We start from the raw sequence: 24,349 nt of genomic DNA, 5'->3' as shown, positions 1-24,349 counted from the left end.
ACACGGCACTGCACAACGGCACTACATGCGCGGCTTGCGTCAGACGTTGACGCCGAAGTCCTGCGCGATGCCGACCAGGCCCGAGGCGTAACCCTGGCCCACGGCGCGGAACTTCCACTCCGCACCGTTGCGGTAGAGCTCGCCGAAGACCATCGCCGTCTCCGTCGCCGCGTCCTCGGAGAGGTCGTAGCGGGCGATCTCGGCGCCGCCGGCCTGGTTCACGATGCGGATGTACGCGTTGCGGACCTGGCCGAAGTTCTGCGAGCGGGTCTCCGCGTCGTAGATCGAGACCGGGAAGACGATCTTCTCGACGTCGGCCGGGAGGCCGGCCAGGTTGACGTTGATCGCCTCGTCGTCGCCCGCGCCCTCGCCCGTGCGGTTGTCGCCGGTGTGGACGATCGTCTGGTCCGGGGTCGACTTGTTGTTGAAGAAGATGAAGTGACCGTCCGAGTAGACCTTGCCCTCGGGGTTGACCGCGATCGCCGAGGCGTCGAGGTCGAAGTCCGTGCCGGTGGTGGTGCGGACGTCCCAGCCGAGGCCTACGGTGACGGCGGTCAGGCCCGGGGCCTCCTTGGTGAGCGAGACGTTGCCACCCTTGGACAGGCTTACAGCCATTGTTGGGAGTCCTTCCCTCGTTGCGGTGCGGGCTTCGTACTGAGGACGAAGCTACCGGTACCTGTATGAACGCCAAGAGGGGTACCGAAGGTTCCAGGTGACTTTACTTTCTTTACCCGGAACCTCCGGAGTAAATGGCGTGACGTGGACCGGACAGACACGCGACCATGGGGACATGTCCGGTCCCTATCCCGTCCGCGGCTCCGTCTCCCTGCCCGAGGCCGAGCTCATGTGGCGTTTCTCGCGGTCGTCAGGGCCGGGTGGGCAGCACGTCAACACCAGCGACTCCCAGGTGGAGCTGCGGTTCGACCTGGCCAAGACCGAGGCGCTGCCCCCGGTGTGGAAGCAGCGCGCGCTGGAACGGCTGGCCTCGCGGCTCGTCGACGGCGTCGTCACCGTACGGTCCTCCGAGCACCGCTCCCAGTGGCGCAACCGGGAGACCGCCGCCGTGCGCCTCGCGGCGCTGCTCGCGGAGGCCACCGCGCCGCCGCCGAAGCCGCGCCGGGCGACCCGTATTCCGCGCGGTATCAATGAGCGCCGGTTGCGGGAGAAGAAGCAGCGGTCCGACACGAAGCGGGGGCGGAACGGGCGGGACTGGGGGTAGTTCCGGCACCGGCTTGTCACATCCTCGGCCCATGCGTCGTCGAACCAGTGAGGACGACGGATCGCGACGAGGAGCGTTTACCCATGGGCGACGTCGAATTCCCCCGACAAACGGACGGTGAATTCCTCGCCGCCCGTTTCGCATTCCACCGCCCGCGCCTCCGCGCCGTCGCCCACCGCATGCCCGGCTCCTCCGCCGAGGCCGCCGACGCCGCCGACGCCGTGCAGGAGGCCTGGTTCCGGCTGAGCCGAACCGACGCGTTCCTCGCCGGGTGACGGCCGGCGCGCACGCCAACTGCCTTCACCGGCCAGGGAAACCGTCCCCCACCTACCCCAACTGCCGATACCTCCCCCGGAAATACGACAACGGACCCCCCTCCGCACTCCCCACCTCCGCCGTAAGCACCCGCCCGATGACCAACGTGTGATCCCCCGCCAGCACCCGCTGCTCAGTCCGGCACTCCAACGTCGCCAGAGCCCCCCGCACCAACGGCGCCCCGGACGCCTCCCCATGGACGTACGGGATGTCGTCGAAGAGCAACCGGTCGCTGATCCGCCCCTTCATCGCGAAGCGGCCCGCGATGTGGCGCTGGCTCTCGGAGAGGACGGAGACGGCCCACAGGGGCTGTTCGTCGAGGAGGTCGTCCATGCGGGAGCCGTTGCGGAGGCTGACCAGGACCAGGGGCGGGTCCAGGGAGACGGACATGAAGGCGGTGGCCGTCATGCCCACGTCCTCGCCGACCGGGGCCTGGGGGTCGTCCGGGTCGTAGGGCTCCTCGTGCGCGGTCACCAGGACCACGCCCGCGGCCAGTCGCGCGAGGGCGGCGCGGAACTCGTCGTTGCTCACCCCCACAGCATGCCCGGAGGGAACGGTCTCGGTGATCGACGCGGTGTTCAGCACGCCCGAAACGCTAGCCTCGTAGGTCCGCGCACCACATCGGACCTGCGGCCCACCCGGGTCCTAGGACCAATGGCCGACGCGACGGAACATCGTCGTGCATCATGTCCACACACCCGCACAGTTTGCGTTCAGTTAACGCACAGGGAAAATGCAGAAACTCCACTCAATTGTTCATCTTCTGCTGTGACTTGAGTCACAAGGGGTAGTAATTGTTGACCCTGTGTACCGAGTGGGCAGCGCGCTGTGATTCAGTGGCGGGGAAGATGACCCTTGATTCACTGCGAGGTCTCGGGGGGAGGGCGAGTATGGAGACCGAGTCGGAACCCTACGTCCGTCTTGCGACCCTGCGGCAACTGCACACGGTCATGGCGGACATGAACACCGCCCGCAGCCTGGCGGACACCCTGCAGACCGTCGCCGACGGCGTCGTCAACGGTCTCGGGTACGAGCTGGCGTGCGTCAACCTCGTACGCCCCGACGGCGACCTCGTGGTCGCCGCCTTCGCGGGCAACTCCGCCGCCGAGGCCCTCATCACCGGCCGCGTCGGATCGCGCACCTCCTGGGAGCGCCGCCTCGGCATGGGCGAGTCCTGGGGCGACCTGCGGTTCATCCCGCACACCGAGGGCTGGGTCCTCGACGAGGACGACGTACCGCAGTGGTACACCGACGGCCCCGCACCCCGCTTCGAGGACGAGTGGCACCCGTCCGACCGGCTCTTCGCGCCCATGTACACCCCCGGCGTCTCCGGCGGCTCGTGCGGCGAGCTGATCGGCGTGCTGTCCGTGGACCGCCCGCGCAACGGCCGGCGGCCGGGCGCGTGGGGGCGCGAGGCGCTCCAGATGTACGCGTTCCAGGCGGCCATAGCGATCAGCAACGCCCGGCTGCGCGCCAACATGCAGCGCGCCCTGGTCCGCCTGGAGCGCGAGCAACAGGCCCTGCGGGCGAGCGAGGAGAGCTTCCGGCAGGCCTTCGAGTACGCCCCCTCCGGCATGGCGATAGCCGAGATGGGCGGCGACCAGCACGGCCGAATACTCCGCAGCAACGACGCCCTGTGCCGCCTGCTGGGCCGCCCGGCGTCCGCGATGCGCCGCTACTCCTTCTCGGACCTCGTCCACCCCGAGGACATAGGCACGCTCCTCAGAACCTCGGCGGAGGGCGGACGCGCGGAGCTCCGCCTGGGCCGCCGGGACGGCACGTACGTCTGGGTATCGCTCCGCAACTCCGTCGTCGCGGACGCCGCCGACGGACCGCGCTTCCTCCTCTCGCACGTCGAGGACATAGAGGACCGCAAGCGCCGCGAGCTGCAGCTCGCCCACCGCGCCGCGCACGACGCGCTGACCGGCCTGCCGAACTCGGCGGAGCTGCGCACCCGCCTCTCCGCCCGCCTCTGCCAGCGCCCGCAGGCCACCCACCCCGGCGAGATCGAGTCGATCGACGCCGCGTACGGACACGCCGCCTACGACGCGAACGGCCACGGCTTCGACTTCCGCCCCGGCGCCGACCTCCTCGACGCCTACGACCACCACGTCCACACCATCGCCCCCGAGGGCGAGCGGGACGACGGCACGAAGGGGCTCGCGGTCCTCTTCTGCGACCTCGACGGCTTCAAGTCGATCAACGACCGGTTCGGGCACAACGCGGGCGACGCGGTCCTCATCGAGGTCGCCCGGCGGCTCGGCCGGGCGGTGCGCGACGGCGACACGGTGGCCCGGCTCGGCGGCGACGAGTTCGTCGTCCTGGCCGACGGCCTCGGCAAGGCCGACGCCGCCGACCTCGCCGTACGCCTGCGGAACGAGATCATCCAGCCCATCCGGGTCGACGGCCGGGGCATGCGGGTCGGGGCCAGTTTCGGTATCGGGTGGGCCCACTGCGGCATGACGGCGGACGAGGTCCTGAAGTCCGCTGACGAACGGATGTACATCGAGAAACGATCTCGTCCCAAACAGCACAGACGCGCGGGATGATCTCCAGGTCAGCGGTGTGATGCGGTCCGAGTCACCCGTTTGGACGACGTGGAGCGGGTAGGCTCGCAGTTCTCCAGACGTGAACCAGACGTGTCTGAAGCTGACGTATCTGAACCCGCACCTGTTGAGGAGTACCTAGGGATGACGCCCGGCAACAACGGCGCGAGCACGCCCGAGGACGACGACCCGTTCGGCTACCTGTACGAGGACGGCCAGGCTGCCGGCGCCCAGCCGCCGTCCGGTGGTGGCTACGGCTACCCGGGTTCGGTCAACCGAGTGCGCCCGGTGGGCGAGCGCCAGTACGGCGGCCAGCAGGCCGCCGCCCCCACCGCCCAGTACCAGCAGCAGCCGTACGGCCAGACCGTCCCGCAACAGCAGCCCTACGGCGCCCAGCCGAACGCGCACTACCAGGCCCCGGAGACCTTCCCCGGCGGCCCCCCGGCCGGCCAGCAGCCCCCGTCCTACAACAACGGCGGCGGCAACGGCCGAGGCCGGGGCCCCAACACCAAGGGCCTCCTGATCGGCGCGATCGCGGTCGTCGCCGCGGTCGTCATAGGCATCAGCGTCGCCATGATGAACGGCAACGACGACAACAAGACGAACGACCAGGCGGGCTCGACCCCGTCGGCTTCGTCGAGCGCCTCGTCGAGCCCGTCGCCGAGCAGCAGCACGGGGGACGAGGCGGCACTGCCGAAGATCGACGCCAAGGCCCTTCTGCTGGGCGGCGGCGCCACCACGGCGTCCGACGTCGACGGCGCCGAAGCCGCCGGCGGCGTCTATGTGTCGGGGTTCAACGCGGTCGGCTCGTCCGTGACATGGAACATGAGCGGCCTCGCGAAGAGCGGCAACTACCGCCTGTACGTCAACTACGGCGTACCCGGCAAGGACGCCACCGCCACGCTCACGATCAACGGCACGGCCCAGTCCCGCCCTCTCAACCTGGGCAACTTCGCGAAGGCCTCCGAGGGCGACTACGAGAAGGGCTGGACGGAGACCTGGGCGTCCGTCCAGCTGAACAAGGGCTCCAACACCATCAAGATCTCCTGCGAGCAGGGCAACCAGTGCGACGTCAACTTCGACCAGCTGTACCTGGTGAAGGCCTGACCTAGGCCGCGGTGGCGTCCCCCGTCACCGCGACCCGCCCGACCAGTTCCTCGTACGCCGCCCGGTCGAACTCGCCCGCCACCGGAGCCAGTACGGTCGCCGCCGACAGTGCCACGGCCCGTGCCAGCCGGTCCGGCCAGGGCAGCCGCTCCACCAGTCCCGACAGCAGGCCCGCGACCGTCGAGTCGCCCGCGCCGGTCGGGTTGCCGTGGACGCGGGACGGGGGTGTCGCGTGCCAGGTGCCTTCCGGGGTCGCTGCCAGGAGGCCCTTCGCGCCGAGTGAGGCGACCACCGCTCGCGCACCCCGGCGGCGCGCGTCCTGGGTCGCGCGCGACGGGTCGTGGGAGCCGGTGAGTTCGGCCAGTTCGTCGGTGTTGGGCTTGAGGATGTCGGGGCGGGCGGCGACGCCCCGGCGCAGGGGTTCGCCGCTGGTGTCGAGGAGGACGGGGACGCCTGCGGTTCGCGCGGTGCGGATCAGGCCCGCGTACGCGCCCACCGGTAGTCCTGGCGGGAGGCTTCCGCACAGGGCCACCGCCGAGATCCCGTCGGCCAGCAGGGCCTCGTACGCCTCCTGGAAGGCCGTCCACTCCGCCGAAGTGACCGTCGGGCCGGGCTCGTTGAGTTGAGTCGTGTCACCGGTGCGGTCGTCCACCACCGCTATCGTGCGGCGGGTCGCGCCGGAGACCGGGACGAGTGCGTCCAACACGCCTGGGGTGCCCGCGAGTTGGTCCTGGACGATACGTCCGGTCGCGCTGCCCGTGAAGCCCGTCACCGTCACCTCGTGGCCCAGGGCGGCCAGGACCCGGGCCACGTTCAGGCCTTTGCCGCCGGGGCGTTCCGTCACCTCGGACACGCGGTGCGAAGCGTGCGGTCGCAACTCCCGTACCCGGTAAGTGATGTCGAGAGCGGTGTTCAGCGTGACCGTGAGGATCACCGGGCCGACCTCCCCCGAAGTGTGTGTGTCCGCCGTCCGGTTCGGGCTCGATCATGCCAAAGAGGCGGCTGTCGGCCCAGTGTCCCGGGACGATCGCCGCCTCAACAGCAGTACATTTCACCCCAGTTGGGGATCGACCACCCAAGTGCCGCGCCGCATCACGCCCTTGAGGTCGAACGCGGAGTCCAGCAGCACCAGGTCCGCGTACTTGCCCGGCTCCAGCGAGCCGATCTCGTCGTAACTCCCCAGCAGCCGCGCCGGGTTGGCCGAGATCGCGGCGACCACGTCCTCGACCGGCAGCCGGTCGACCGTCACCGCGCGCTTGAAGGCCCGGTCCAGGGTGAGGGTCGAGCCCGCGATCGAACCGCCCTCCACCAGCCGCGCCACGCCCTCGCTCACCTCGACCTCCAGCGGGCCGAGCATGTAACGGCCGTCACCGAAGCCCGCCGCGTCCATCGCGTCCGTGATGAACGCGACCCGGTCCGCCCGCGCGTGGTGGAACGCCAACTCCAGTGCCGCCGGGTGCAGATGCGTGCCGTCGTTGATCAACTCGACCGTGATGCGCTCGTCCTCCAGCAGCGCCGCGATCGGACCGGGGTCGCGGTGACCGAGCGGCGGCATCGCGTTGAACAGGTGCGTGGCGACCGTCGCGCCCGCGTCGATCGCCTCCACCGTCTGCTCGTACGACGCGTCGGTGTGGCCGATCGCCGCGATGACGCCGTGTTCGGCGAGGAGGCGTACGGAGTCGAGGCCGCCGGGGAGTTCGGTCGCGAGGGTGACCATCTTCGCGTGGCCGCGGGCCGCGTCGACCAGTTTGCGGACGTCCGCGGGGTCGGGGTCGCGGAGCAGCGCCTCGGAGTGGGCGCCCTTGCGGCACGGGGAGATGAACGGGCCCTCGAAGTGGATGCCGGCGAGGTCGCCCTGCTCGGCCAGCTCGGAGAGGAGGCCCGCGCGGTGGGCCAGGAAGTCCATGTCGCCGGTGACTGTCGAGGCTACGACCGTTGTGGTGCCGTGGAGGCGGTGGGTGTGGATGCCGTTGAGGACGTCCTCGGGGGTGCCGGAGGTGAACGAGGCGCCGCCGCCTCCGTGGTTGTGGATGTCTACGAATCCCGGTACCAGCCAGTGGCCGGTGACGTCGATGACCTGGGCGTTCTCGGGGGCGGCGCCGGTGATGCGGGTGCCGTCGATGATGAGGCGGCCGTCGCGCACGATTCCGGTCGGGAGGACCACGTTGGCGCCGGACAGGATGAGGGGCGCCTTGCCGGATGCGGAGTGCGCGTCGAGTGTGGCTGGTCGCGCAGTTCCCCGCGCCCCTGGGGGGGTTGCCATCAGCGTGCTACCTCCGTGCGGTCGGTTGAGTTGAGGAGATCCCAAGCCAGTAGGCCTGCGCCCAGGCATCCCGCTGTGTCGCCCAGGGCCGCCGGGACGATCGTCGGCAGCTTCTGGAAAGTGATCCGGTGTTGGACCGCGTCCCGCAGTGGTGTGAACAAGACTTCCCCCGCCTCTGCCAGGCCGCCACCGATGATGATGGTGCGGGGGTCCAGGAGGGTGAGGGCGGTGACGAGGCCGTCGGCCAGGGCGTCCACGGCTTCCTGCCAGACCTTTTCCGCGCGGGGGTCCCCGGAGGCGACCGCCTGCGCGCAGTCCGCCGCGTCGGCGTCCGGGGCGCCGGAGACGGTCGCCCACGCCTCCGTCACCGCCGCCGCCGAGGCGTAGCGCTCCAGACAGCCGACCTGGCCGCAGGGACACGGCGTGCCGCCCGGTCGTACGACGATGTGGCCGATCTCGCCCGCGAAGCCGTGCGCGCCCGCCTCCACCCGGCCGTCGATGCCGATCGCGCCCGCTATGCCGGTGCCGAGCGGGACGAACAGGAAGCGGTCGGCGCCCTTGCCCGCGCCGATGCGGCCCTCGGCGAGGCCGCCGGTGCGGACGTCGTGGCCGAGGGCTACCGGGGCACCCAGCTCCGCCGCCAGGAGGTCGCGCAGGGGTACGTCGCGCCAGCCGAGGTTGGCCGAGTAGGCGGCGATGCCGCGCTCGGCGTCGACGATGCCGGGGACGGCGACGCCGGCCGCCGACGCGGGCTCGCCGTAGTGCTCCTCGCCGTACGCGCGCAGCTCGGCGGCGAAGCCGAGGATGTGCTCGACGACCGCGTCCGGACCGCGCTCGCGGCCGGTCGCCCGGCGGGCCCGGTGGAGCAGCTCGCCCTCCGCCCCTACGAGGGCGGCCTTCATCCCGGTGCCGCCCACGTCGAGGGCGATGACATGTCTCACGGGGGACAGTGTGGCCCGTACACCCGCGAGAGGTCTAGTCCACTCACGTGGTGTAGACCTTATGGGTTCGCGGAGCGAACGTCACGACAGCAAAGGTTGGGGATTCAGCGGTGCAGCGGCGTAGGACAGGAATGATCGCGGTGGTGTCCGCACTGGGCATGACGGCGGTCCTCGGTGGCTGTGGCCTCGGCGGGGACTCGGGTGATGTCACCCTGCGACTCGTCGCGGCGGACTACGGCGACTCCGCGTCCAACAGTTCGCAGAAATACTGGGACGGGCTCGTCAAGGCGTACGAGGCGAAGCACGCGAACGTCAAGGTCGAGGTCAGCGTCTACTCCTGGAACGACGTCGACCGCAAGGTCAAGGAGATGGTCGCGGCCGGCAAGGCGCCCGACATGGCGCAGATCGGCGCGTACGCGGACTACGCGGCCGCGGGCAAGCTGTACTCCACCGCCGACCTGCTCTCCATCCCCGTGGAGGCCGATTTCATGGAGCCGCTGCTGGACGCGGGGCAGGTGAAGCACATCCAGTACGGCATACCGTTCGCCGCGTCCACGCGCGTCCTCTTCTACAACAAGACCCTCTTCACCAAGGCCGGCCTGACCCCGCCGAAGGACTGGAGTGAACTGGGCGCCGACGCCGAGGTGTTGAAGGAACACGGCGTGAAGTACCCGTTCGCGCTGCCGCTCGGGTCCGAGGAGGCGCAGGCCGAGACGATGCAGTGGCTGCTCGGCGGGGGCGGCGGCTACACCGACGACATCGGTACGTACACCCTCGACTCCACGGCGAACATCTCCACCTTCACCTGGCTGCGCGACAACCTGGTCGCCAAGGGCCTGACCGGTCCCGTCGCGCCCGCCAAGCTCAACCGCGCGGACGCGTTCGCGGCCTTCGCCAACGGTGACGTCGGCATGCTCAACGGGCACCCCACCCTCATGCAGCAGGCCGCCAAGAAGGGCGTCAAGTTCGGCACGGTCGCGATGCCCGGCCGTACCGGCAAGGCCAAGACCACGATGGGCGTCGCGGACTGGATGGCCGCGTTCAAGCAGAACGGCCACCGCGAGCAGATCGGCGACTTCCTCGACTTCGTCTACAGCGAGAAGAACGTCCTCGCCTTCTCCCGCGAGTACGACCTCCTCCCGGTGACCAACTCCGCGTCCGAGGCGATGCAGGCGTCGAAGCAGGACCAGGACCTGCGGCCCTTCCTGGAGGAGCTCCCGCTGTCCACGCTCTACCCGGTCGGCAACACCTCCTGGTCCGCGGTCAGCGCGGACATCAAGACGCGGATAGGGCAGGCGGTGGCGGCGAACGGCAGCCCGGGGGCGGTGCTGGGGCAGTTGCAGGCGGCGGCGACGCTGGCGGAGAGCGGGAAGTAGGAGCCGGGCGGCGTCCGAGGGCGTTGTCGGTGGCGGGGGCTACGGTGCAGGGCATGGACGACGACCGGCCCCCGCGGCTTTCCCCGCTGAACCGGAGGGAACAGGACATCCTCGCGCTGGAGCGCCGCGGCTTCCCCGGCCCCGGTGTGAAGGAGCGCGCGATCCGCGAGGAGCTGGGCCTGGCCCCCGTGCGCTACTACCAGCTGCTCAACGCCCTGCTGGACGACGAGCGGGCCCTGGCCCACGACCCGGTGACGGTGAACAGGCTGCGGCGGGTCCGCGAAACGAGGCGTACGGAGAGGTAGCAGCAGGTGTGGGTCCCGGCCCCGCCCGGATAGGGTCGTCGGCATGGGCAGCCCTCAGGACTCCACCGATCCCCTGCACGCACTGCCGACCCCCGTCACCCGCGCCGGACGCGAGGCGCTGGAGGCCATCCTCGCCAAACCGGCCGCCGCGGTGATCGGCCTCGACTTCGACGGCACACTCGCCCCGATCGTCCCGGACCCCGAGCAGGCCCGCGCCCACCCCGGCGCGGTACCGGCGCTCGCCGCACTCGCCCCGAAGGTCGCCTCCGTGGCCGTGATCACCGGCCGCCCGGCCGGCGTCGCGGTCCGCAACGGCGGCTTCGCGGGCGTCCCCGGCCTGGAACACCTGGTCGTGCTGGGCCACTACGGCACGGAGCGCTGGGACGCGGTGAGCAGCACGGTCAGCGCCCCCGCCCCGCACCCCGGGGTCGCGGCGGTCCGCGCCGAACTCCCTGGCTTCCTGGACGCGATCGGCGCCTGGCAGGGCACCTGGATCGAGGAGAAGGGCCGCGCCCTCGCGGTCCACACCCGCCGGGCGACCGACCCCCAGGCGGCCTTCGAAGCCCTCCGCGCCCCCCTCACCGACCTCGCCACCCGCAACGGCCTGATCGTCGAACCGGGCCGCATGGTCCTGGAGTTGAGGCCGCCCGGCATGGACAAGGGCGTCGCGCTCACCGAGTACCTCCGCGAGACCGGCGCCGAGTCCGTCCTCTACGCCGGCGACGACCTCGGAGACCTCCCCGCCTTCGCCGCCGTCGAGAAACTCCGCTCGGACGGCGTCCCCGGGCTGCTGGTGTGCAGCGGCAGCGACGAGGTCACGGAGCTGCGGGAACGCGCGGACCTGGTGGTGGACGGCGCGGCAGGGGTCGTAGAACTGCTGTCGGCGCTCGCGGCTCGACTGGGCTGAGGGGGACGGGGGCTGTTCTGAAAAAGTGTGACGCTTTCGCCGAAAGTGTCACACTTTTTCAGAGAAGGTCCCCCGGCGCTCAGCCCTGGAGCGCGTTCAGCTGTTCCAGGAACCACTGGGCCGGCGGGAGCGCCGTGGCCGCGGCGGTGAGTCGCTTCGTGCGCTCGGCCCGTTCACCGGCCGGCATGGTCAACGCCTCGTGCAGGGCCGCGGCCGTGCCGATCACGTCGTACGGGTTGACCGGGATCGCGTCCTCGCCCAACTCCTCGTAGGCGCCCGCCTCCCGGGACAGGACCAGCACGCAGCCCTCGTCGGAGACGACCGGGACCTCCTTGGCGACGAGGTTCATGCCGTCGCGGATGGGGTTCACCAGGGCTACGTCGGCCAGGCGGTACGCGGCGAGCGAGCGGGCGAAGTCGTCCTTGACGTGCAGGACCACCGGGGTCCAACCCGCCGTCCCGTACCGGGAGTTGATCTCGTCCGCGACCCGCTGCACCTCGGCCGTGTAGTCACGGTAGACGGCCAGGTCCTGCCGGGACGGGTAGGCGAACGCCACGTGGACGACCTTCTCCAGCAACTCCGGGTGGTCGTCGAGGAGTTGGCGGTACGCCAGCAGTCCGCGCACGATGTTCTTGGAGAGTTCGGTGCGGTCGACGCGGACGATGGTCCTGCGGCCCTCGCCGATCTCCTCCCGGAGCGCCACGATCCGCTCCTCCACGTCCGGCTCGTGCGAGCGGGCGCGCAGGAAGTCGGCGTCGGCGCCCAGGCCGTGGACGCCGATCCGGGTGTCACCCGGGCCGCCCGTGAACTCCGTACAACAGGCCGTGAAGGCGTCCGCCCAGCGGTGGGTGAGGAAGCCGAGGCGGTCCGCGCCGAGCATGCCTGTCAGCAGTTGCTCGCGGATGTCGTCCGGCAGCATGCGGAAGTAGTCCGCCGGTGCCCACGGGGTGTGCGAGAAGTGGCCGATGCGGAGGTCCGGGCGCAGCTCGCGCAGCATCCCGGGGACCAGGCACAGGTGGTAGTCCTGCACGATCGCGACGGCGCCCTCCGCCGCCTCCTCCGCCAGTGCCTGGGCGAACGCGCGGTTGTAGGCCTCGTACGACGCCCACTGGCGCCGGAACTCCGCGTCGAAGACCGGCTCCAGCGGGGTCTGGTACAGCATGTGGTGGACGAACCACAGCACGGAGTTGGCGATGCCGTTGTACGCGTCGGCGTGCACGTCGGCCGGGATGTCCAGCATCCGTACGCCGTCCTCGCCGACCCCGCGCCGTACGGCCTCGCGGTCGCCGTCGGACAGCGCCGAGCACACCCACAGCGCACCCGCGTCCGGGCCGATCGCCGACAGTCCGGACACCAGCCCGCCGCCACCTCGTTTGGCGCGCAGCGAACCGTCGTCGACCACCTCGTACGAGACCGGGCCGCGATTGGACGCGACGAGCACCTGAGCGGCACCGGACGCGGGCGAGGAGGACGACGTAGAAGCCATACGGCACAACCTAGCCCGGGCCGGAAACGCTCAAACGTACGGACGGCCGTCGGCGGACTGTACGAGTCCGTATACGACCGTCCGTGAGCGTCCGTAACCGTGCGGTTATGCGACCTTGCGTGACTGGTACTCGGTGATGTCCGCCATCGGCGGGCGTTCCTCCGTGTCCACGGAGTACGTGCGCGGCTCGAAACCGTCCGGGCCCCGCTCGAACTGGGTGAGCGACGGCCGGATCAGATGCCCGCGGGCCAGCCGCAGCTGGGCCGTGCGGTAGATCTGCGCGGCCATCCGGCCCAGGGCCTGGCCGTCCTGGTGGCGGTGCTTGCGCACGCCCACGTCGACCTGGGCGAGGGCGTCGAGGCCCACCAGGTGCAGCGCGTCGACCAGCATGCCCAGTTCGACGCCGTAGCCGACCGGGAACGGCAGCTGCTCCAGCAGCGAGCGGCGGGCCGCGTACTCGCCGCCGAGCGGCTGCACGAAACCGGCCAGCTGCGGCCAGTGCATGTTCAGCAGCGGGCGGGCCATCAGTTCGGTGACGCGTCCGCCCTGGCCGGCCGCGCCGCCGAGCGGGCGGTCGTACATCGCCTTGACGAGGTCGACCCCGGGGTCGGTGAGCAGCGGGCCCACGATCCCGGTGACGAAGTCCGAGGAGAACTCCTTCAGGTCCGCGTCGATGAACGCGACGATGTCACCGCTCGTCACCAGCAGCGAGCGCCACAGCACCTCGCCCTTGCCGGGCACGGCGGGGATGCGGGGCAGGATGTCGTCACGGTGCACGACCCGGGCGCCCGCCGCGGCGGCCACCTCGGAGGTGCGGTCGGTGGACCCGGAGTCGACGACGACGATCTCGTCGACGAGCGGGACCTGCTGCATGAGGTCGTGACGGATGATCGCGACGATCTCGCCGACCGTCGCTTCCTCGTTCAGCGCGGGCAGCACGACGGAGACCGACTGGCCCGTGCGGTGCTTCGCGGCCAGGATCTTGTGGAGCGGCCGGTCGGTCATGGACCAGGAGCGGGTGCTCAGCCAGTGCTCGACTTCCTTCAGCACGTTGCGCGGCTCCTCTGCGTTCTCTCGGCGAGTCGTGGTCACCGTGTGTAGGTGATCCATCTCGCGGTTCGGACGGCTCACTCAACTGTCCTGGCCTTCGGTTACAGTCTTGAACAACGCTGATGACCATCGCATGTCGGGGGTCGGCGGCGTACACAATCGAATACCGCTCATCCAGAGGGGCAGAGGGATACGGCCCGATGAAGCCCCGGCAACCCTCCAGCTGGTTCTTGTCACGTTGACGTGGTGAGGCTCCCGGCTCGGGAAGGTGCCAAATCCGTCTCACGGCGAGATGCGTCGTGAGGAAGATGAGGAGAAAGGGCCTCCCCTCCATGTCTGCGCAGACTGTCGCAAGCACCACGAACCCCGTCAACAGCGTCGATCTCGGCCCCGCCGTCGCGCTGTCCTGCCGCGAGTGCGGCCACCGCGTCCCGCTCGGTCCGGTCTTCGCCTGCGAGGAGTGTTTCGGCCCGCTGGAGATCGCCTACGACTTCTCGGCCTACGACACCGAAGAGCTCCGCAAGCAGATCGAAGCGGGCCCCGCGAACATCTGGCGGTACGCGCCCCTGCTGCCCGTCCCCGCCGACGTGGCCGACAAGCCGAACATCAACCCCGGCTGGACCAAGCTCGTCCAGGCCGACAACCTCGCCCGCGAACTGGGCGTCGACGCGGGCAAGTTGTTCGTCAAGGACGACTCCGGCAACCCGACGCACTCCTTCAAGGACCGGGTCGTGGCCCAGGCCATCGAGGCCGCCCGCGCGTTCGACTTCACCACCCTCTCCTGCTCCTCCACCGGCAACCTCGCGGGCGCGGTCGGCGCCGCCGCCGCGCGGGCCGGCTTCCGCTCCTGCGTGTTCATCCCGCACGACCTGGAGCAGGGCAAGGTCGTCATGGCCGCGATCTACGGCGGCGAGCTCGTCGGCATCGAGGGCAACTACGACGACGTGAACCGTTTCTGCTCCGAGCTGATCGGTGACCCGGCGGGCGAGGGCTGGGGGTTCGTCAACGTCAACCTCCGGCCGTACTACGCGGAGGGCTCCAAGACCCTCGCCTACGAGATCTGCGAGCAGCTGGGGTGGCAGCTGCCGGACCAGCTCGTGGTTCCCATCGCCTCGGGGTCGCAGCTCACGAAGATCGACAAGGGCTTGCAGGAGCTGATCAAGCTCGGGCTCGTCGAGGACAAGCCGTACAAGATCTTCGGGGCGCAGGCGGAAGGGTGTTCGCCGGTTTCCGTCGCCTACAAGGCGGGGCATGACGTCGTGCGACCGCAGAAGCCGAACACGATCGCGAAGTCGCTGGCCATCGGGAACCCGGCGGACGGGCCGTATGTCCTCGACATCGCTCGGCGGACCGGTGGGGCGGTGGAGGACGTCAACGATGAGCAGGTCGTCGACGCGATCAAGTTGCTGGCGCGGACCGAGGGGATCTTTGCGGAGACCGCCGGTGGGGTGACCGTCGGTGTCGCGAAGAAGCTGATCGAGAACGGATTGCTGGATCCGACGCTGACCACTGTCGTGTTGAACACCGGTGACGGCCTCAAGACGCTGGATGCGGTTGCCGGGACCGGGCTCACCGCGACGATTCGCCCGAGTCTTGAGTCGTTCAGGGAAGCTGGACTCGCGTCCTGAGCGTCGTTCTTTGACTGCGGGCCCGTGGGGGCTGGTCGCGCAGTTCCCCGCGGCCCTGAGGGCATCATCTGACCGGAGGTTTTATCGTGAGCGTTAGTGTCCGCATCCCTACCATTCTCCGCACCTACACCGGCGGGCAGGCCGAAGTCTCCGCCGAAGGTGCCACCCTCGCCGAGGTCATCAGCGACCTTGAGAAGAACCACGCCGGGATCTCCGCCCGGGTGCTCGACGATCAGGGGAAGCTGCGGCGGTTCGTCAACGTGTATGTGAACGATGACGACGTGCGGTTCGAGCAGGGGCTGGAGACGGCCACTCCGGACGGGGCCGGGGTGTCGATCATTCCCGCCGTCGCCGGCGGCTGATAATTACCCTCGGTAACGCCGATTACCAAGAGTTCATCGAATTGCCCCCTCCGTGAGAGAAGCGGAGGGGGCAATTCTGTAGGGTTGAGCGGGGTACAGTTGGGGAACCCGCTCCACTCCGCATGCCGGACGCATATGAGTACCCGCTCCGCGTGCGATGAGAAGTAGCCAAAGTGTGCAGACCTTTTGCGCGTTATGTTCCCTTTATCGGGCCCGACTTGCCCTGAAGTCGGACGAATTCTCCGTAAATTCCCGACCGGTCCTGCCCGGAATTCTCGTCGGATTGACCTGTTGCAGACGGCAGTTGGACGGATACATTCGGCCGCGGTCGACGCGTTCCGGCGCACGCCCCCAATCCTGTGGGGGGTGAGGTCTGACCCGGATCCGCGAAGTGCGGGTCCGTGCAAGGGCCAGTAATAGGGGAGTTAGGCATGGCTCAGGGCACCGTCAAATGGTTCAACGCGGAGAAGGGGTACGGCTTCATCGCGGTCGACGGTGGTGCGGATGTTTTCGTCCACTACAGCGCGATTCAGATGGACGGCTACCGCACCCTGGAAGAGGGTCAGCGGGTCGATTTCGAGATCTCGCAGGGTCAGAAGGGGCCGCAGGCGGACATGGTCCGGCTCGCGACCGGCTGAAGCACGCGCCGACGAACAGCAGCGACGTTCTTCGTTCCTCACCGAAGGGCTCGTACTCCTGGGGGGTCACCTCCTGGGGTACGGGCCCTTCGGCATGCCCGGGAGCGGGGCCGGGGTGAGGGCCGGGGTGAGGGCCGGGGTGAGGGCCGGAGTGGGTGCCAGAACCTGGGAGCCGCTTGCACTCGACCATGCCGAGTGCTAATCATTGGCGTTAGCACTCTGAAGGTGAGAGTGATAACGAAGGACCGGGTCGGTGAGGCCCGCAGGCCAGGTGGTGCAAGGAACCACGGGGCAGGCAGGCCGTCCGTCGCGGGCGCCAGCGCGGTCCGGAGCAATCCACCCCAGTCCGGGAGGACCACTTCACATGGCCAAGATCATCGCGTTCGACGAGGAGGCACGGCGCGGTCTCGAGCGCGGGATGAACCAGCTCGCCGACGCCGTCAAGGTCACCCTTGGCCCCAAGGGCCGCAACGTCGTCCTCGAGAAGAAGTGGGGCGCCCCCACGATCACCAACGATGGTGTTTCCATCGCCAAGGAGATCGAGCTCGAGGACCCGTACGAGAAGATCGGCGCCGAGCTGGTCAAGGAAGTCGCCAAGAAGACGGACGACGTCGCCGGTGACGGTACGACCACCGCGACCGTCCTCGCCCAGGCCCTCGTCAAGGAGGGTCTGCGCAACGTAGCCGCGGGCGCCAACCCGATGGCCCTCAAGCGCGGTATCGAGAAGGCCGTCGAGGCCGTCTCCGGTGCCCTGCTGGAGCAGGCCAAGGACGTGGAGACCAAGGAGCAGATCGCTTCGACGGCCTCCATCTCCGCCGCCGACACCCAGATCGGCGAGCTCATCGCCGAGGCGATGGACAAGGTCGGCAAGGAAGGCGTCATCACCGTCGAGGAGTCCCAGACCTTCGGGCTCGAGCTCGAGCTCACCGAGGGTATGCGCTTCGACAAGGGCTACATCTCGGCGTACTTCGCCACCGACATGGAGCGTATGGAGGCCGTCCTCGACGACCCGTACATCCTGATCGCCAACTCGAAGATCGCCAACGTCAAGGACCTGCTCCCGCTCCTGGAGAAGGTCATGCAGTCGGGCAAGCCGCTGCTGATCATCGCCGAGGACGTCGAGGGCGAGGCCCTGTCCACGCTGGTCGTCAACAAGATCCGCGGCACCTTCAAGTCCGTCGCCGTCAAGGCTCCGGGCTTCGGTGACCGCCGCAAGGCCATGCTCGGCGACATCGCCATCCTCACGGGCGGCGAGGTCATCTCCGAGGAGGTCGGCCTCAAGCTGGAGAACGCGACCGTGGATCTCCTCGGCCGCGCCCGCAAGGTCGTCATCACCAAGGACGAGACGACGATCGTCGACGGCTCGGGCTCGGCGGACCAGGTTGCCGGTCGCGTCAACCAGATCCGCGCCGAGATCGAGAACAGCGACTCGGACTACGACCGCGAGAAGCTCCAGGAGCGCCTCGCCAAGCTCGCCGGCGGCGTCGCCGTCATCAAGGCGGGCGCGGCCACCGAGGTCGAGCTCAAGGAGCGCAAGCACCGCATCGAGGACGCCGTTCGCAACGCGAAGGCGGCCGTCGAGGAGGGCATCGTCGCCGGTGGCGGCGTCGCGCTCATCCAGGCGGGCCACGTCTTCGAGAAGCTCGAGCTCGAGGGTGACGAGGCCACCGGTGCCGCGATCGTCAAGCTGGCGCTCGAGGCCCCGCTGAAGCAGATCGCCGTCAACGGTGGTCTCGAAGGCGGAGTCGTCGTCGAGAAGGTCCGCAACCTGCCCATCGGTCACGGCCTCAACGCCGCGTCCGGTGAGTACGTGGACATGATCGCCGAGGGCATCATCGACCCGGCGAAGGTCACGCGCTCTGCCCTGCAGAACGCCGCGTCCATCGCCGCGCTGTTCCTCACCACCGAGGCCGTCATCGCCGACAAGCCCGAGAAGGCCGGTGCCGGCGCGGGCGCCGGTGGCGGCATGCCGGGCGGTGACATGGACTTCTGATCGACCTCTGGTTGATCAACGGTCTTACCGAGGGCGGCACTTCCTGTTCCGGCAGGGGGTGCCGCCCTCGGGCGTGTTCGGGATCACAGGCCGAGGCGTGGTGCTCTCGGAATGAAGGTCTTGGCCGGAAGGTTGTCGTTGACGCATGATCGATGCATACGCACATACCATCCGGTACCCGAGGAGCCCCCACACGTGTCTACGACCGCCCCCGCCTCCCGAGCGGCCGACATCCTCGGCCGTCCGATCACCCTCAACGGCCTGACCGTCCCGAACCGGATCGTGATGGCGCCGATGACCCGGCAGTTCTCGCCGGGCGGCATCCCCGGTGAGGACGTGGTCGGCTACTACTCCCGCCGTGCCGCCGCGGGCGTGGGCCTCATCGTCACCGAGGGCACCTACGTCGGTCACGACTCGGCCGGCCAGAGCGACGACATCCCGCGCTTCCACGGCGCGGAGCAGCTCGCGGGCTGGGCGAAGGTCGCCGAGGGCGTGCACGCGGCGGGCGGCACGATCGTGCCGCAGCTGTGGCACATCGGCATGGTCCGCGAGCAGGGCCAGCCGCCGTACGCGGACGCGCCCGCCGTCGGCCCGTCCGGGCTGCGGATCGGCAGCGACGAGGTCACCGGTACGGCGATGACGCAGCGGGACCTGGACGACGTCATCGGCGCGTTCGCCGAGGCGGCGGCAGCGGCCGAGCGGATCGGCTTCGACGGCGTCGAGCTGCACGGCGCGCACGGCTACCTGCTCGACCAGTTCCTGTACGCGGGCACGAACCGTCGTACGGACGCCTACGGCGGTGACGCGGTCGCCCGTACGAAGTTCGCGGCGGAGATCGTGGCGGCGGTCCGGGAGACGGTGTCCCCGGAGTTCCCGATCATCTTCCGTTACTCGCAGTGGAAGCAGGACGTCTACGGCGCCCGTCTCGCCGAGACCCCGGAGGAGCTGGAGGCGATCCTGACCCCGCTCGCGGCGGCGGGAGTCGACGTCTTCCACGCGTCCACCCGCCGTTACTGGCTCCCGGAGTTCGAGGACACCGGCTCCGACCTCAACCTCGCGGGCTGGACCAAGAAGCTCACCGGCAAGCAGACCATCACCGTCGGCTCGGTCGGCCTCGACGGCGACTTCCTCAAGGGCTTCCGGGGCGAGGGCGCGCCGGTCAAGGGCATCGACGACCTCCTCGACAGCCTGGAGCGGGACGAGTTCGACATGGTGGCGGTGGGGCGGGCGCTGCTGCAGGACCCGGAGTGGGCTGCGAAGGTCCTTGCGGGGCGGGTGGAGGAGCTGGCTCCTTATGACGCGGCGGCGCTGCGCTCGCTGAGCTGACCTTTGGGTGCGGGTGGGTGGGGGTGGCCGTCCCTGGGGGCTGCGCCCCCAGACCCCCATCGGCCCTGAAGGGGCCTCGTCCTCAAACGCCGGACGGGCTGGATATAGCTGGCCTGCGCTGGAAGGCGGACGGGCTGGGTGGAGCGGGCCCGTGTTTCGAGTTGCGGGCGACGGGCTGGATGGTGTCGGCCGGGATTCGGTGACGCCGGAGTGGGCCGACCGGTGAGACCCGTCCCCCGTCCCCTGTTCGGCCACCCCAACTCGGGCTAGCGTTCCCGAACATGAGGATCCTGCACCTGTCCGACACCCACCTGGAACGCACCGACACCCCCAACCGGCACGGGTTCAGCGCGACCGACTCCCTCCGGATGATGCTCGCCGAACTGCGGCACCAGCGCGGGGTGGACGCGATCGTCGTCACCGGGGACCTCGCCAACGACGGGGCGGTGGAGGCGTATGCGGCCGTGCGGGAGCTGGTGGGTGGGTTCGCGCGGTCGATGGGCGGGGTGCCGGTCTTCTACACGACCGGGAACCATGACGAACGCGAGGCGTTCGGGAAGGTGTTGGGGAGCGGGCACCTGGCGGCCGACGGCACGGACCGGGTCGTGTCCGCCGTGTTTCCGGTGGAGTTCGCTTGCGCGGCCGTGAGTGACGTGGGCGGGTACCGGTTCATCACGCTCGACTCGCTGGTGCCGGGGAAGGTGTACGGGCGGCTGAGCGGGGCCCAACTGGACTGGCTGAGGGAGGAGTTGAGCACGCCGTTCGGGAACGGGACCGTGCTCGCCTTCCATCATCCGCCGATCGCCCTCGACGTACCGACCCAACAGGCCTTCGGGCTGCGGAATCCCGGGGAGCTGGCGGACGCGATCCGGGGGAGTGACGTACGGGTCGTCCTCACCGGGCACTTCCACCTCCAGCTCTTCGGCTTCCTGGAGGCGGCGCCGGTGTGGGTCACGCCCGGTGTCGTCAACCGGATCGACCTGACCACCGCGCCCGGTACGGAGCGGGCGGTGCGGGGCGCCTCGGCCTCGCGGGTCGAACTGGGCGGGGAGACCGGGCCGATGTTCCACACGTTCCACGCGCGGGACCCACGGGCACACGAGACGGTGTACCAACTGGGCGTGGAGCAGACCCGGTTGGTCGTAGAAAGGGAACGCGAGCGGGAACAGGAACGGGAACAGCCGGACGGCTAGCGGGACTTGAACCAGGCTACCGAGACGATCAGGGTCGCGCCGATCGCGGCGCCGGCGAGCTCATAGGCCGCGTGGAAGGCCAGGTCGGAGCGGTCGGTGACGGCCCAGTCCGGGCCGGCGTAGAGCCGTATGCCCGTCACCTGTTCTTCGGCGTACTCGAAGGCCAGACCCGTTATCTCACCGTGCCCGCGCTGGCCGCCGGGCAGGCTCCACGTGCCCTCGCACCGGTCGTTCGACGCGCAGTGGACGTACCCTTCCGTGCTCGTCCAGTCGCCGTCGACGAACCGGTGGACGTTCCTCGCGGCGAACCACAACGGCAGCGCGAGCGCGCACAGGCAGACGGCCAGGACCACCCGCTGCCACCACTTGAGCCCGCTCACCACATCCGTGGTCCAGGCCGACGGGCCCACGTCAGAGGTTCCCGAGCGGCTCGATGTCCACGTGCACCGGGGTGCCCCAGACCCGCAGCACCTCGTAGTCCGTGAACTCGTGCACGAGGCGGTACGCCATCGCCGGGCGGGAGCCTCGGCGCGCGGCGTTGATGTACAGCTCGGCCTCGTGGCGGTCGCGGCGCGGGGTGCCGCAGAGCTGCCAGGCCTGGCCGTTCCACAGTTCGGGGAGCCAGCGCTGCTGGGCCTGCGGGCGGTCCTCGCGGACGCCGTAGCGGGAGGGGGTGGTGTCGGTGGGCCGGGTCACGGCGGGGCCGTTGAACTCGGAGCGGCGGGCCGAGCGGCGGCGGGTCTCGCAGAGGAGACACAGGTCGGGGGCGCTCTCGTCGACCGGGCCGTTCGGGTGTTCCGGGCAGCGGGTGGTCGGCGCGGCGCCGCTGACGCTGTCGTCCAGCAGGTCCAGGGCGCGCTTGAGGTCGGCCTTGACCTCGTGGAGCTTGCCGTCGGGGGTGTCGGACGTCAGCGCCTCGCCGTGCTCGCCGAGGAGGCGGAGGGCGCGGCCTAGGGCGGTCTGCTGGGCGTGGTTCATGGTTCTTTCGACCATAGTCGAGCGGGCGGCGGTCCGGTTGTCCTGGTGCGGGTCAGGTGGCCGGGTGTGCCTCCCCTGCCCGGAGCCGGTGGGCGAGATGGCCGAGCAGTACGGCGTTGGCCAGGCCGCACAGGGCCGTGGCGGCGGCGAAGGCCAGTGGGCTCGACGTCGGCAGGAGGAAGGCGAGGAAGCCGGCCGGTGCGGTGGCCATCAGCGGCCAGATCGCGGCGAATGTCGGGTCCGTCAGGATGAAGTCGGCGCAGAGGAAGAACACCAGCGAGGCCGCGACCACGGCGAGGTAGGCACGCGCGGGCCAGTTGTCCACGGCGGGGGCGAGCAGGGTGCGTAGGCGGGCGTGGGCGTGGGTGCGGGTGCTGGTGCGGGTGGGGGGTGCCGTGGTTGTTGTCGTCGTGGATCTCTTCGCGAGGGCGCCGAGTACGGCGGCGTTCACGAGGGCGCAGAGCAGGAGCCATACCGTCCAGGAGCCGACCGCCAGCGCTTGCAGTGACCCCTCGGTGCCGGGGCCGAAGGGCAGGATCACGCTCAGGAGGGAGAGGGGCGCCGTGAGGATCAACGGGCCTGCGGCGACGGGGCTTTCCGGGGCGACGAACATCGCCGCGACCGAGACGCCCACGGCGGCCAGGTAGGCCCGGGCCGGCCAGTTGTCCGTGGCGAGGGCGAGGAGTCGGCGCGGGCGGGAGGTCTGCGGCATCGAGGTGTCGTCCTTCGCGTCGGTCGGTCCGGGTCGGTGAGGACAACGGTGGACCGGGGGGCGCGTTAGGACATGAGTACCGGTACTCAGCGGGAGGGGCGGAAGGACTCACCTCCCGCCGTCCCTCAAGCTGCCGGGTGGGCGGTGAACGTGACTTCCTCGTGGTTGTCGTCGAGGGCGATGTTCAGTGAGGCGTTCAGGGCCAGGGTCAGGCGGCGCAGCAACGGGAGGGTCGGTACGGTGTCGGCGCCCTCGACGCGGGAGATCTTCGCCTGCGTGAGCCCGGACTGCTCCGCGAGCTGTGCCTGGGTCAGCCCCAGTTCCACCCGGCGGTCGTACACGGCCTTGGCGAAGGCCATGGCCAGCCGGATCTCCGCGCGCTCGGCGGCGACCTCGGGGGATTCGGTGTAGTCCTCGGCCGGCCTCCAGCGGGCATGGCTCATCGCGTGTCTCCTCCAGCGGTACGCAGCCGGTGATATTGGTGTCAGGCGTGCTTGAGGTCTTCGATGAACGTGGACCATGTGGCGGTCCGGAACACGAGTTTCGGGCCGAGGGGGTTCTTGGAGTCCCGGACGGGGACGAGGGCGGGGTGGCCGTCGGCGACTTCCAGGCAGTTGCCGCCGCCTCCGCCGCTGTGCGTCGACTTACGCCAGCGGGCTACTTCGAGGCAGTTGTCGCCGCTGCCGCCGCTGTAGCTGGACTTGTGCCAAGTGGCCGTGCTCAGGTCGAGTTCAGGGTTGTTCCTCATGGGCGCCCTCTCCGCGGGGGTGTTGGGAAACGGTCACCGCATGGAGTGATGCGCCGGGGTCAGGCGTGCTTGAGGTCTTCGACGAACGTGGACCATGCGGCGGTCTGGAAGACGAGTTTCGGGCCGAGGGGGTTCTTGGAGTCCCGGACGGGGACGAGGGCGGGGTGGCCGTCAGCGACTTCGAGGCAGTTGCCGCCGCCTCCGCCGCTGTGCGTCGACTTACGCCAGCGGGCTACTTCGAGGCAGTCCCCGCCACTGCCGCCGCTGTAGCTGGACTTGTGCCAAGTGGCCGTGCTCAGGTCGAGCTCAGGGTTGTTCCTCATGCGCGTAATCCTGCGCCATCGCTTCGATCAAGGCCAGAGAGTTCTCCGGGGAGAGCGCACAGGCCGCGAGGAATTCATAGTTGCGCCGATGCAGCCTGACGGTGGTCGGGTCGTCCTCCAGGCGGCCGGTGCCGACTCCCTCGAAGTAGACCAGAGGAGGGGCGTCGTCGAAGTCCATCAGCTTGAGGGAGCCTTCCATCGCCGGGTGCGCTCCGACCTCGAACGGCAGCACCTGCACGATGACCCGGCTTCGGCGGATCAGGCCGACGATGTGGCTCAACGCTGCCGCCATCACGTCGCGTCCACCTGTCACTCGGCGAAGCGCCGCTTCGTCGACGATCGCCCACAACAGCGGTTGTGTTGGGTCGTCGAGGATGCGGGTCCGTTCGATGCGGGCCGTCACCAACTCCTCGATCACCTCATCCGGAGCCGTTGGCTGATAGGCGCGGCACACCGCCCGTGCGTAGGCCGCTGTTTGAAGCAACCCCGGGATCAGGAGGGGTGCGTACTGCCTGATCTCCGTCGCCGAGGCTTCCGCCTCCGCAGCCTCCGCGAAGTGCTCGGGGTACTTGGACTTGGCCGCCGCTCCACAGTTCCGGGTGAAGAAGTCCCCCGTGCCCAACTCCAGGTCCAGCATCCGCGCATACTCCGGCACCATCCGCCGCGTCCCCGCCTCCAACTGCCCGATGAACGACCCGCTCACGAACAACCGCTGCCCCAACTCGTCCTGGCTGAGCCCCGCTTTCTCGCGGGCGTGCCGGAGTTCGGCGCCGAGCAGGGCTCGCGGTGACGACGACGGGTCGAGATCTTTCGGTCCTGCCACAGCAACTCCCTGTCCTAACACCGGAATTTGTTGGGACTCCCCGTATGGCCAGGTTAGACACGTTGCCGCCACGCTGTGTTGCGAACAGTAAACTCTGTGTGGAGGTGTAG

The 24,349-nt window shown here is 69.6% G+C and carries 27 protein-coding genes and 1 riboswitch; of the genes, 13 read left to right on the top strand and 14 right to left on the bottom strand.

Annotated elements, in window-relative coordinates:
- Positions 1-39 precede the first annotated feature (39 nt).
- Complete coding sequence (locus OO69_RS15675) at positions 40-615, bottom strand: TerD family protein (protein ID WP_019057183.1); 576 nt, start codon at positions 613-615, stop codon at positions 40-42.
- 175 nt (positions 616-790) lie between these two features.
- Between OO69_RS15675 and arfB the strand changes: the two genes are divergently transcribed.
- Together arfB and OO69_RS15665 are read left to right on the top strand one after the other, a co-directional pair.
- Positions 791-1,219, top strand: coding sequence for an alternative ribosome rescue aminoacyl-tRNA hydrolase ArfB (arfB, locus tag OO69_RS15670; RefSeq protein ID WP_033281389.1), 429 nt, complete (start codon positions 791-793; stop codon positions 1,217-1,219).
- Positions 1,220-1,302: 83 nt separating this feature from the next.
- A complete protein-coding gene (locus tag OO69_RS15665) occupies positions 1,303-1,494 on the top strand; it encodes a sigma factor (RefSeq protein WP_033281240.1) in 192 nt (63 codons plus the stop codon).
- A gap of 52 nt (positions 1,495-1,546) precedes the next feature.
- On the opposite strand, the gene OO69_RS15660 is transcribed toward OO69_RS15665, so the two are convergent.
- Positions 1,547-2,119 (bottom strand): flavin reductase family protein, encoded by a 573-nt coding sequence (locus tag OO69_RS15660; protein WP_033281239.1) that lies wholly within the window; start codon positions 2,117-2,119, stop codon positions 1,547-1,549.
- Between the two features lie 305 nt (positions 2,120-2,424).
- Here OO69_RS15660 and cdgB point away from each other — a divergent pair, with 305 nt between their 5' ends.
- Both cdgB and OO69_RS15650 read left to right on the top strand, forming a co-directional pair.
- The gene (gene cdgB, locus OO69_RS15655; protein WP_033281238.1) at positions 2,425-4,083 is read left to right on the top strand and encodes a diguanylate cyclase CdgB; all 1,659 of its coding nucleotides are present in this window, start codon (positions 2,425-2,427) and stop codon (positions 4,081-4,083) included.
- 141 nt (positions 4,084-4,224) lie between these two features.
- Positions 4,225-5,187 (top strand): CBM35 domain-containing protein, encoded by a 963-nt coding sequence (locus tag OO69_RS15650; protein ID WP_033281237.1) that lies wholly within the window; start codon positions 4,225-4,227, stop codon positions 5,185-5,187.
- A 1-nt stretch (position 5,188) separates the two neighbouring features.
- Here OO69_RS15650 and OO69_RS15645 read toward each other — a convergent pair whose 3' ends face one another.
- The 3 genes from OO69_RS15645 to OO69_RS15635 all read right to left on the bottom strand — a co-directional run bounded on the left by OO69_RS15645 (position 5,189) and on the right by OO69_RS15635 (position 8,391).
- Positions 5,189-6,121 (bottom strand): 1-phosphofructokinase family hexose kinase, encoded by a 933-nt coding sequence (locus OO69_RS15645; RefSeq protein WP_033281236.1) that lies wholly within the window; start codon positions 6,119-6,121, stop codon positions 5,189-5,191.
- A 117-nt stretch (positions 6,122-6,238) separates the two neighbouring features.
- Positions 6,239-7,450, bottom strand: coding sequence for an N-acetylglucosamine-6-phosphate deacetylase (gene nagA, locus OO69_RS15640; RefSeq protein WP_199810952.1), 1,212 nt, complete (start codon positions 7,448-7,450; stop codon positions 6,239-6,241).
- The gene (locus tag OO69_RS15635; protein ID WP_033281235.1) at positions 7,450-8,391 is read right to left on the bottom strand and encodes an ROK family protein; all 942 of its coding nucleotides are present in this window, start codon (positions 8,389-8,391) and stop codon (positions 7,450-7,452) included. Before OO69_RS15635 ends, nagA begins: the two co-directional genes overlap by 1 nt.
- Before the next feature lie 131 nt (positions 8,392-8,522).
- On the opposite strand from OO69_RS15635, the gene OO69_RS15630 reads away from it, so the two are divergent.
- Genes OO69_RS15630 through otsB form a run of 3 tightly spaced genes read left to right on the top strand, consistent with a single transcriptional unit; the run spans position 8,523 to position 10,979 of the window.
- Positions 8,523-9,767: an extracellular solute-binding protein gene (locus tag OO69_RS15630; protein ID WP_199810951.1), complete on the top strand. Its 1,245-nt coding sequence runs from the start codon at positions 8,523-8,525 to the stop codon at positions 9,765-9,767.
- Between the two features lie 53 nt (positions 9,768-9,820).
- On the top strand, positions 9,821-10,072 hold the full coding sequence (locus tag OO69_RS15625; RefSeq protein ID WP_033281234.1) for a DUF3263 domain-containing protein: 252 nt from the start codon (positions 9,821-9,823) through the stop codon (positions 10,070-10,072).
- Between the two features lie 43 nt (positions 10,073-10,115).
- Entirely contained in the window at positions 10,116-10,979 is an 864-nt protein-coding gene (gene otsB, locus OO69_RS15620) for a trehalose-phosphatase (RefSeq protein WP_033281233.1), read from the top strand.
- Between the two features lie 79 nt (positions 10,980-11,058).
- Here otsB and OO69_RS15615 read toward each other — a convergent pair whose 3' ends face one another.
- A complete protein-coding gene (locus tag OO69_RS15615; RefSeq protein WP_051801042.1) occupies positions 11,059-12,465 on the bottom strand; it encodes an alpha,alpha-trehalose-phosphate synthase (UDP-forming) in 1,407 nt (468 codons plus the stop codon).
- 105 nt (positions 12,466-12,570) lie between these two features.
- Positions 12,571-13,515, bottom strand: coding sequence for a glucosyl-3-phosphoglycerate synthase (locus tag OO69_RS15610; RefSeq protein WP_033281231.1), 945 nt, complete (start codon positions 13,513-13,515; stop codon positions 12,571-12,573).
- Positions 13,516-13,682: 167 nt separating this feature from the next.
- A riboswitch (SAM riboswitch) is annotated at positions 13,683-13,830 on the top strand.
- A gap of 17 nt (positions 13,831-13,847) precedes the next feature.
- Between OO69_RS15610 and thrC the strand changes: the two genes are divergently transcribed.
- The 6 genes from thrC to OO69_RS15580 all read left to right on the top strand — a co-directional run bounded on the left by thrC (position 13,848) and on the right by OO69_RS15580 (position 20,655).
- A complete protein-coding gene (gene thrC / locus OO69_RS15605; protein WP_033281230.1) occupies positions 13,848-15,143 on the top strand; it encodes a threonine synthase in 1,296 nt (431 codons plus the stop codon).
- An 86-nt stretch (positions 15,144-15,229) separates the two neighbouring features.
- Positions 15,230-15,505, top strand: a complete 276-nt coding sequence (locus tag OO69_RS15600; RefSeq protein WP_033281229.1) for a MoaD/ThiS family protein — start codon at positions 15,230-15,232, stop codon at positions 15,503-15,505.
- A 431-nt stretch (positions 15,506-15,936) separates the two neighbouring features.
- The gene (locus OO69_RS15595) at positions 15,937-16,143 is read left to right on the top strand and encodes a cold-shock protein (protein ID WP_007493268.1); all 207 of its coding nucleotides are present in this window, start codon (positions 15,937-15,939) and stop codon (positions 16,141-16,143) included.
- Between the two features lie 364 nt (positions 16,144-16,507).
- Positions 16,508-18,136, top strand: coding sequence for a chaperonin GroEL (groL, locus tag OO69_RS15590; protein ID WP_033281228.1), 1,629 nt, complete (start codon positions 16,508-16,510; stop codon positions 18,134-18,136).
- A 195-nt stretch (positions 18,137-18,331) separates the two neighbouring features.
- Positions 18,332-19,462 (top strand): NADH:flavin oxidoreductase, encoded by a 1,131-nt coding sequence (locus tag OO69_RS15585; protein WP_033281227.1) that lies wholly within the window; start codon positions 18,332-18,334, stop codon positions 19,460-19,462.
- A 281-nt stretch (positions 19,463-19,743) separates the two neighbouring features.
- Positions 19,744-20,655 (top strand): metallophosphoesterase family protein, encoded by a 912-nt coding sequence (locus tag OO69_RS15580; RefSeq protein ID WP_033281226.1) that lies wholly within the window; start codon positions 19,744-19,746, stop codon positions 20,653-20,655.
- Here the strand turns inward: OO69_RS15580 and OO69_RS15575 are convergent.
- The 7 genes from OO69_RS15575 to OO69_RS15545 all read right to left on the bottom strand — a co-directional run bounded on the left by OO69_RS15575 (position 20,652) and on the right by OO69_RS15545 (position 24,239).
- On the bottom strand, positions 20,652-21,065 hold the full coding sequence (locus tag OO69_RS15575; RefSeq protein WP_051801041.1) for a hypothetical protein: 414 nt from the start codon (positions 21,063-21,065) through the stop codon (positions 20,652-20,654). The genes OO69_RS15580 and OO69_RS15575 overlap by 4 nt on opposite strands.
- Before the next feature lies 1 nt (position 21,066).
- The gene (locus tag OO69_RS15570) at positions 21,067-21,633 is read right to left on the bottom strand and encodes a hypothetical protein (protein ID WP_033281385.1); all 567 of its coding nucleotides are present in this window, start codon (positions 21,631-21,633) and stop codon (positions 21,067-21,069) included.
- 52 nt (positions 21,634-21,685) lie between these two features.
- Positions 21,686-22,345, bottom strand: coding sequence for an SCO4225 family membrane protein (locus OO69_RS15565; protein WP_033281225.1), 660 nt, complete (start codon positions 22,343-22,345; stop codon positions 21,686-21,688).
- A 125-nt stretch (positions 22,346-22,470) separates the two neighbouring features.
- Entirely contained in the window at positions 22,471-22,788 is a 318-nt protein-coding gene (locus tag OO69_RS15560; protein ID WP_033281224.1) for a helix-turn-helix domain-containing protein, read from the bottom strand.
- Between the two features lie 41 nt (positions 22,789-22,829).
- Positions 22,830-23,093, bottom strand: coding sequence for a DUF397 domain-containing protein (locus tag OO69_RS15555; protein ID WP_033281223.1), 264 nt, complete (start codon positions 23,091-23,093; stop codon positions 22,830-22,832).
- A 59-nt stretch (positions 23,094-23,152) separates the two neighbouring features.
- A complete protein-coding gene (locus OO69_RS15550; protein ID WP_033281222.1) occupies positions 23,153-23,416 on the bottom strand; it encodes a DUF397 domain-containing protein in 264 nt (87 codons plus the stop codon).
- The gene (locus OO69_RS15545) at positions 23,400-24,239 is read right to left on the bottom strand and encodes a helix-turn-helix domain-containing protein (RefSeq protein WP_033281221.1); all 840 of its coding nucleotides are present in this window, start codon (positions 24,237-24,239) and stop codon (positions 23,400-23,402) included. Before OO69_RS15545 ends, OO69_RS15550 begins: the two co-directional genes overlap by 17 nt.
- Between the last annotated feature and the right edge of the window lie 110 nt (positions 24,240-24,349).

It is taken from the genome of Streptomyces sp. NRRL F-525 (assembly GCF_000716605.1).
In the GTDB taxonomy this organism is placed as follows: domain Bacteria; phylum Actinomycetota; class Actinomycetes; order Streptomycetales; family Streptomycetaceae; genus Streptomyces.
Note: the sequence above shows the minus strand (reverse complement) of the source record. Positions and strands in the feature narration are given on the sequence as shown.

Excerpts from the sequence above, each read along its gene's own strand:
- cdgB (WP_033281238.1), top strand. The coding sequence starts at position 2,425 with ATGGAGACCGAGTCGGAACCCTACGTCCGTCTTGCGACCCTGCGGCAA.
- arfB (WP_033281389.1), top strand. The coding sequence starts at position 791 with ATGTCCGGTCCCTATCCCGTCCGCGGCTCCGTCTCCCTGCCCGAGGCC.
- OO69_RS15625 (WP_033281234.1), top strand. The coding sequence starts at position 9,821 with ATGGACGACGACCGGCCCCCGCGGCTTTCCCCGCTGAACCGGAGGGAA.
- OO69_RS15615 (WP_051801042.1), bottom strand. The coding sequence starts at position 12,465 with ATGGCTTCTACGTCGTCCTCCTCGCCCGCGTCCGGTGCCGCTCAGGTG.
- OO69_RS15675 (WP_019057183.1), bottom strand. The coding sequence starts at position 615 with ATGGCTGTAAGCCTGTCCAAGGGTGGCAACGTCTCGCTCACCAAGGAG.
- OO69_RS15665 (WP_033281240.1), top strand. The coding sequence starts at position 1,303 with ATGGGCGACGTCGAATTCCCCCGACAAACGGACGGTGAATTCCTCGCC.
- OO69_RS15560 (WP_033281224.1), bottom strand. The coding sequence starts at position 22,788 with ATGAGCCATGCCCGCTGGAGGCCGGCCGAGGACTACACCGAATCCCCC.
- OO69_RS15550 (WP_033281222.1), bottom strand. The coding sequence starts at position 23,416 with ATGAGGAACAACCCTGAGCTCGACCTGAGCACGGCCACTTGGCACAAG.
- groL (WP_033281228.1), top strand. The coding sequence starts at position 16,508 with ATGGCCAAGATCATCGCGTTCGACGAGGAGGCACGGCGCGGTCTCGAG.
- OO69_RS15555 (WP_033281223.1), bottom strand. The coding sequence starts at position 23,093 with ATGAGGAACAACCCTGAACTCGACCTGAGCACGGCCACTTGGCACAAG.
- thrC (WP_033281230.1), top strand. The coding sequence starts at position 13,848 with ATGTCTGCGCAGACTGTCGCAAGCACCACGAACCCCGTCAACAGCGTC.
- OO69_RS15650 (WP_033281237.1), top strand. The coding sequence starts at position 4,225 with ATGACGCCCGGCAACAACGGCGCGAGCACGCCCGAGGACGACGACCCG.
- otsB (WP_033281233.1), top strand. The coding sequence starts at position 10,116 with ATGGGCAGCCCTCAGGACTCCACCGATCCCCTGCACGCACTGCCGACC.
- nagA (WP_199810952.1), bottom strand. The coding sequence starts at position 7,450 with ATGGCAACCCCCCCAGGGGCGCGGGGAACTGCGCGACCAGCCACACTC.
- OO69_RS15630 (WP_199810951.1), top strand. The coding sequence starts at position 8,523 with ATGATCGCGGTGGTGTCCGCACTGGGCATGACGGCGGTCCTCGGTGGC.
- OO69_RS15595 (WP_007493268.1), top strand. The coding sequence starts at position 15,937 with ATGGCTCAGGGCACCGTCAAATGGTTCAACGCGGAGAAGGGGTACGGC.
- OO69_RS15570 (WP_033281385.1), bottom strand. The coding sequence starts at position 21,633 with ATGAACCACGCCCAGCAGACCGCCCTAGGCCGCGCCCTCCGCCTCCTC.
- OO69_RS15565 (WP_033281225.1), bottom strand. The coding sequence starts at position 22,345 with ATGCCGCAGACCTCCCGCCCGCGCCGACTCCTCGCCCTCGCCACGGAC.
- OO69_RS15580 (WP_033281226.1), top strand. The coding sequence starts at position 19,744 with ATGAGGATCCTGCACCTGTCCGACACCCACCTGGAACGCACCGACACC.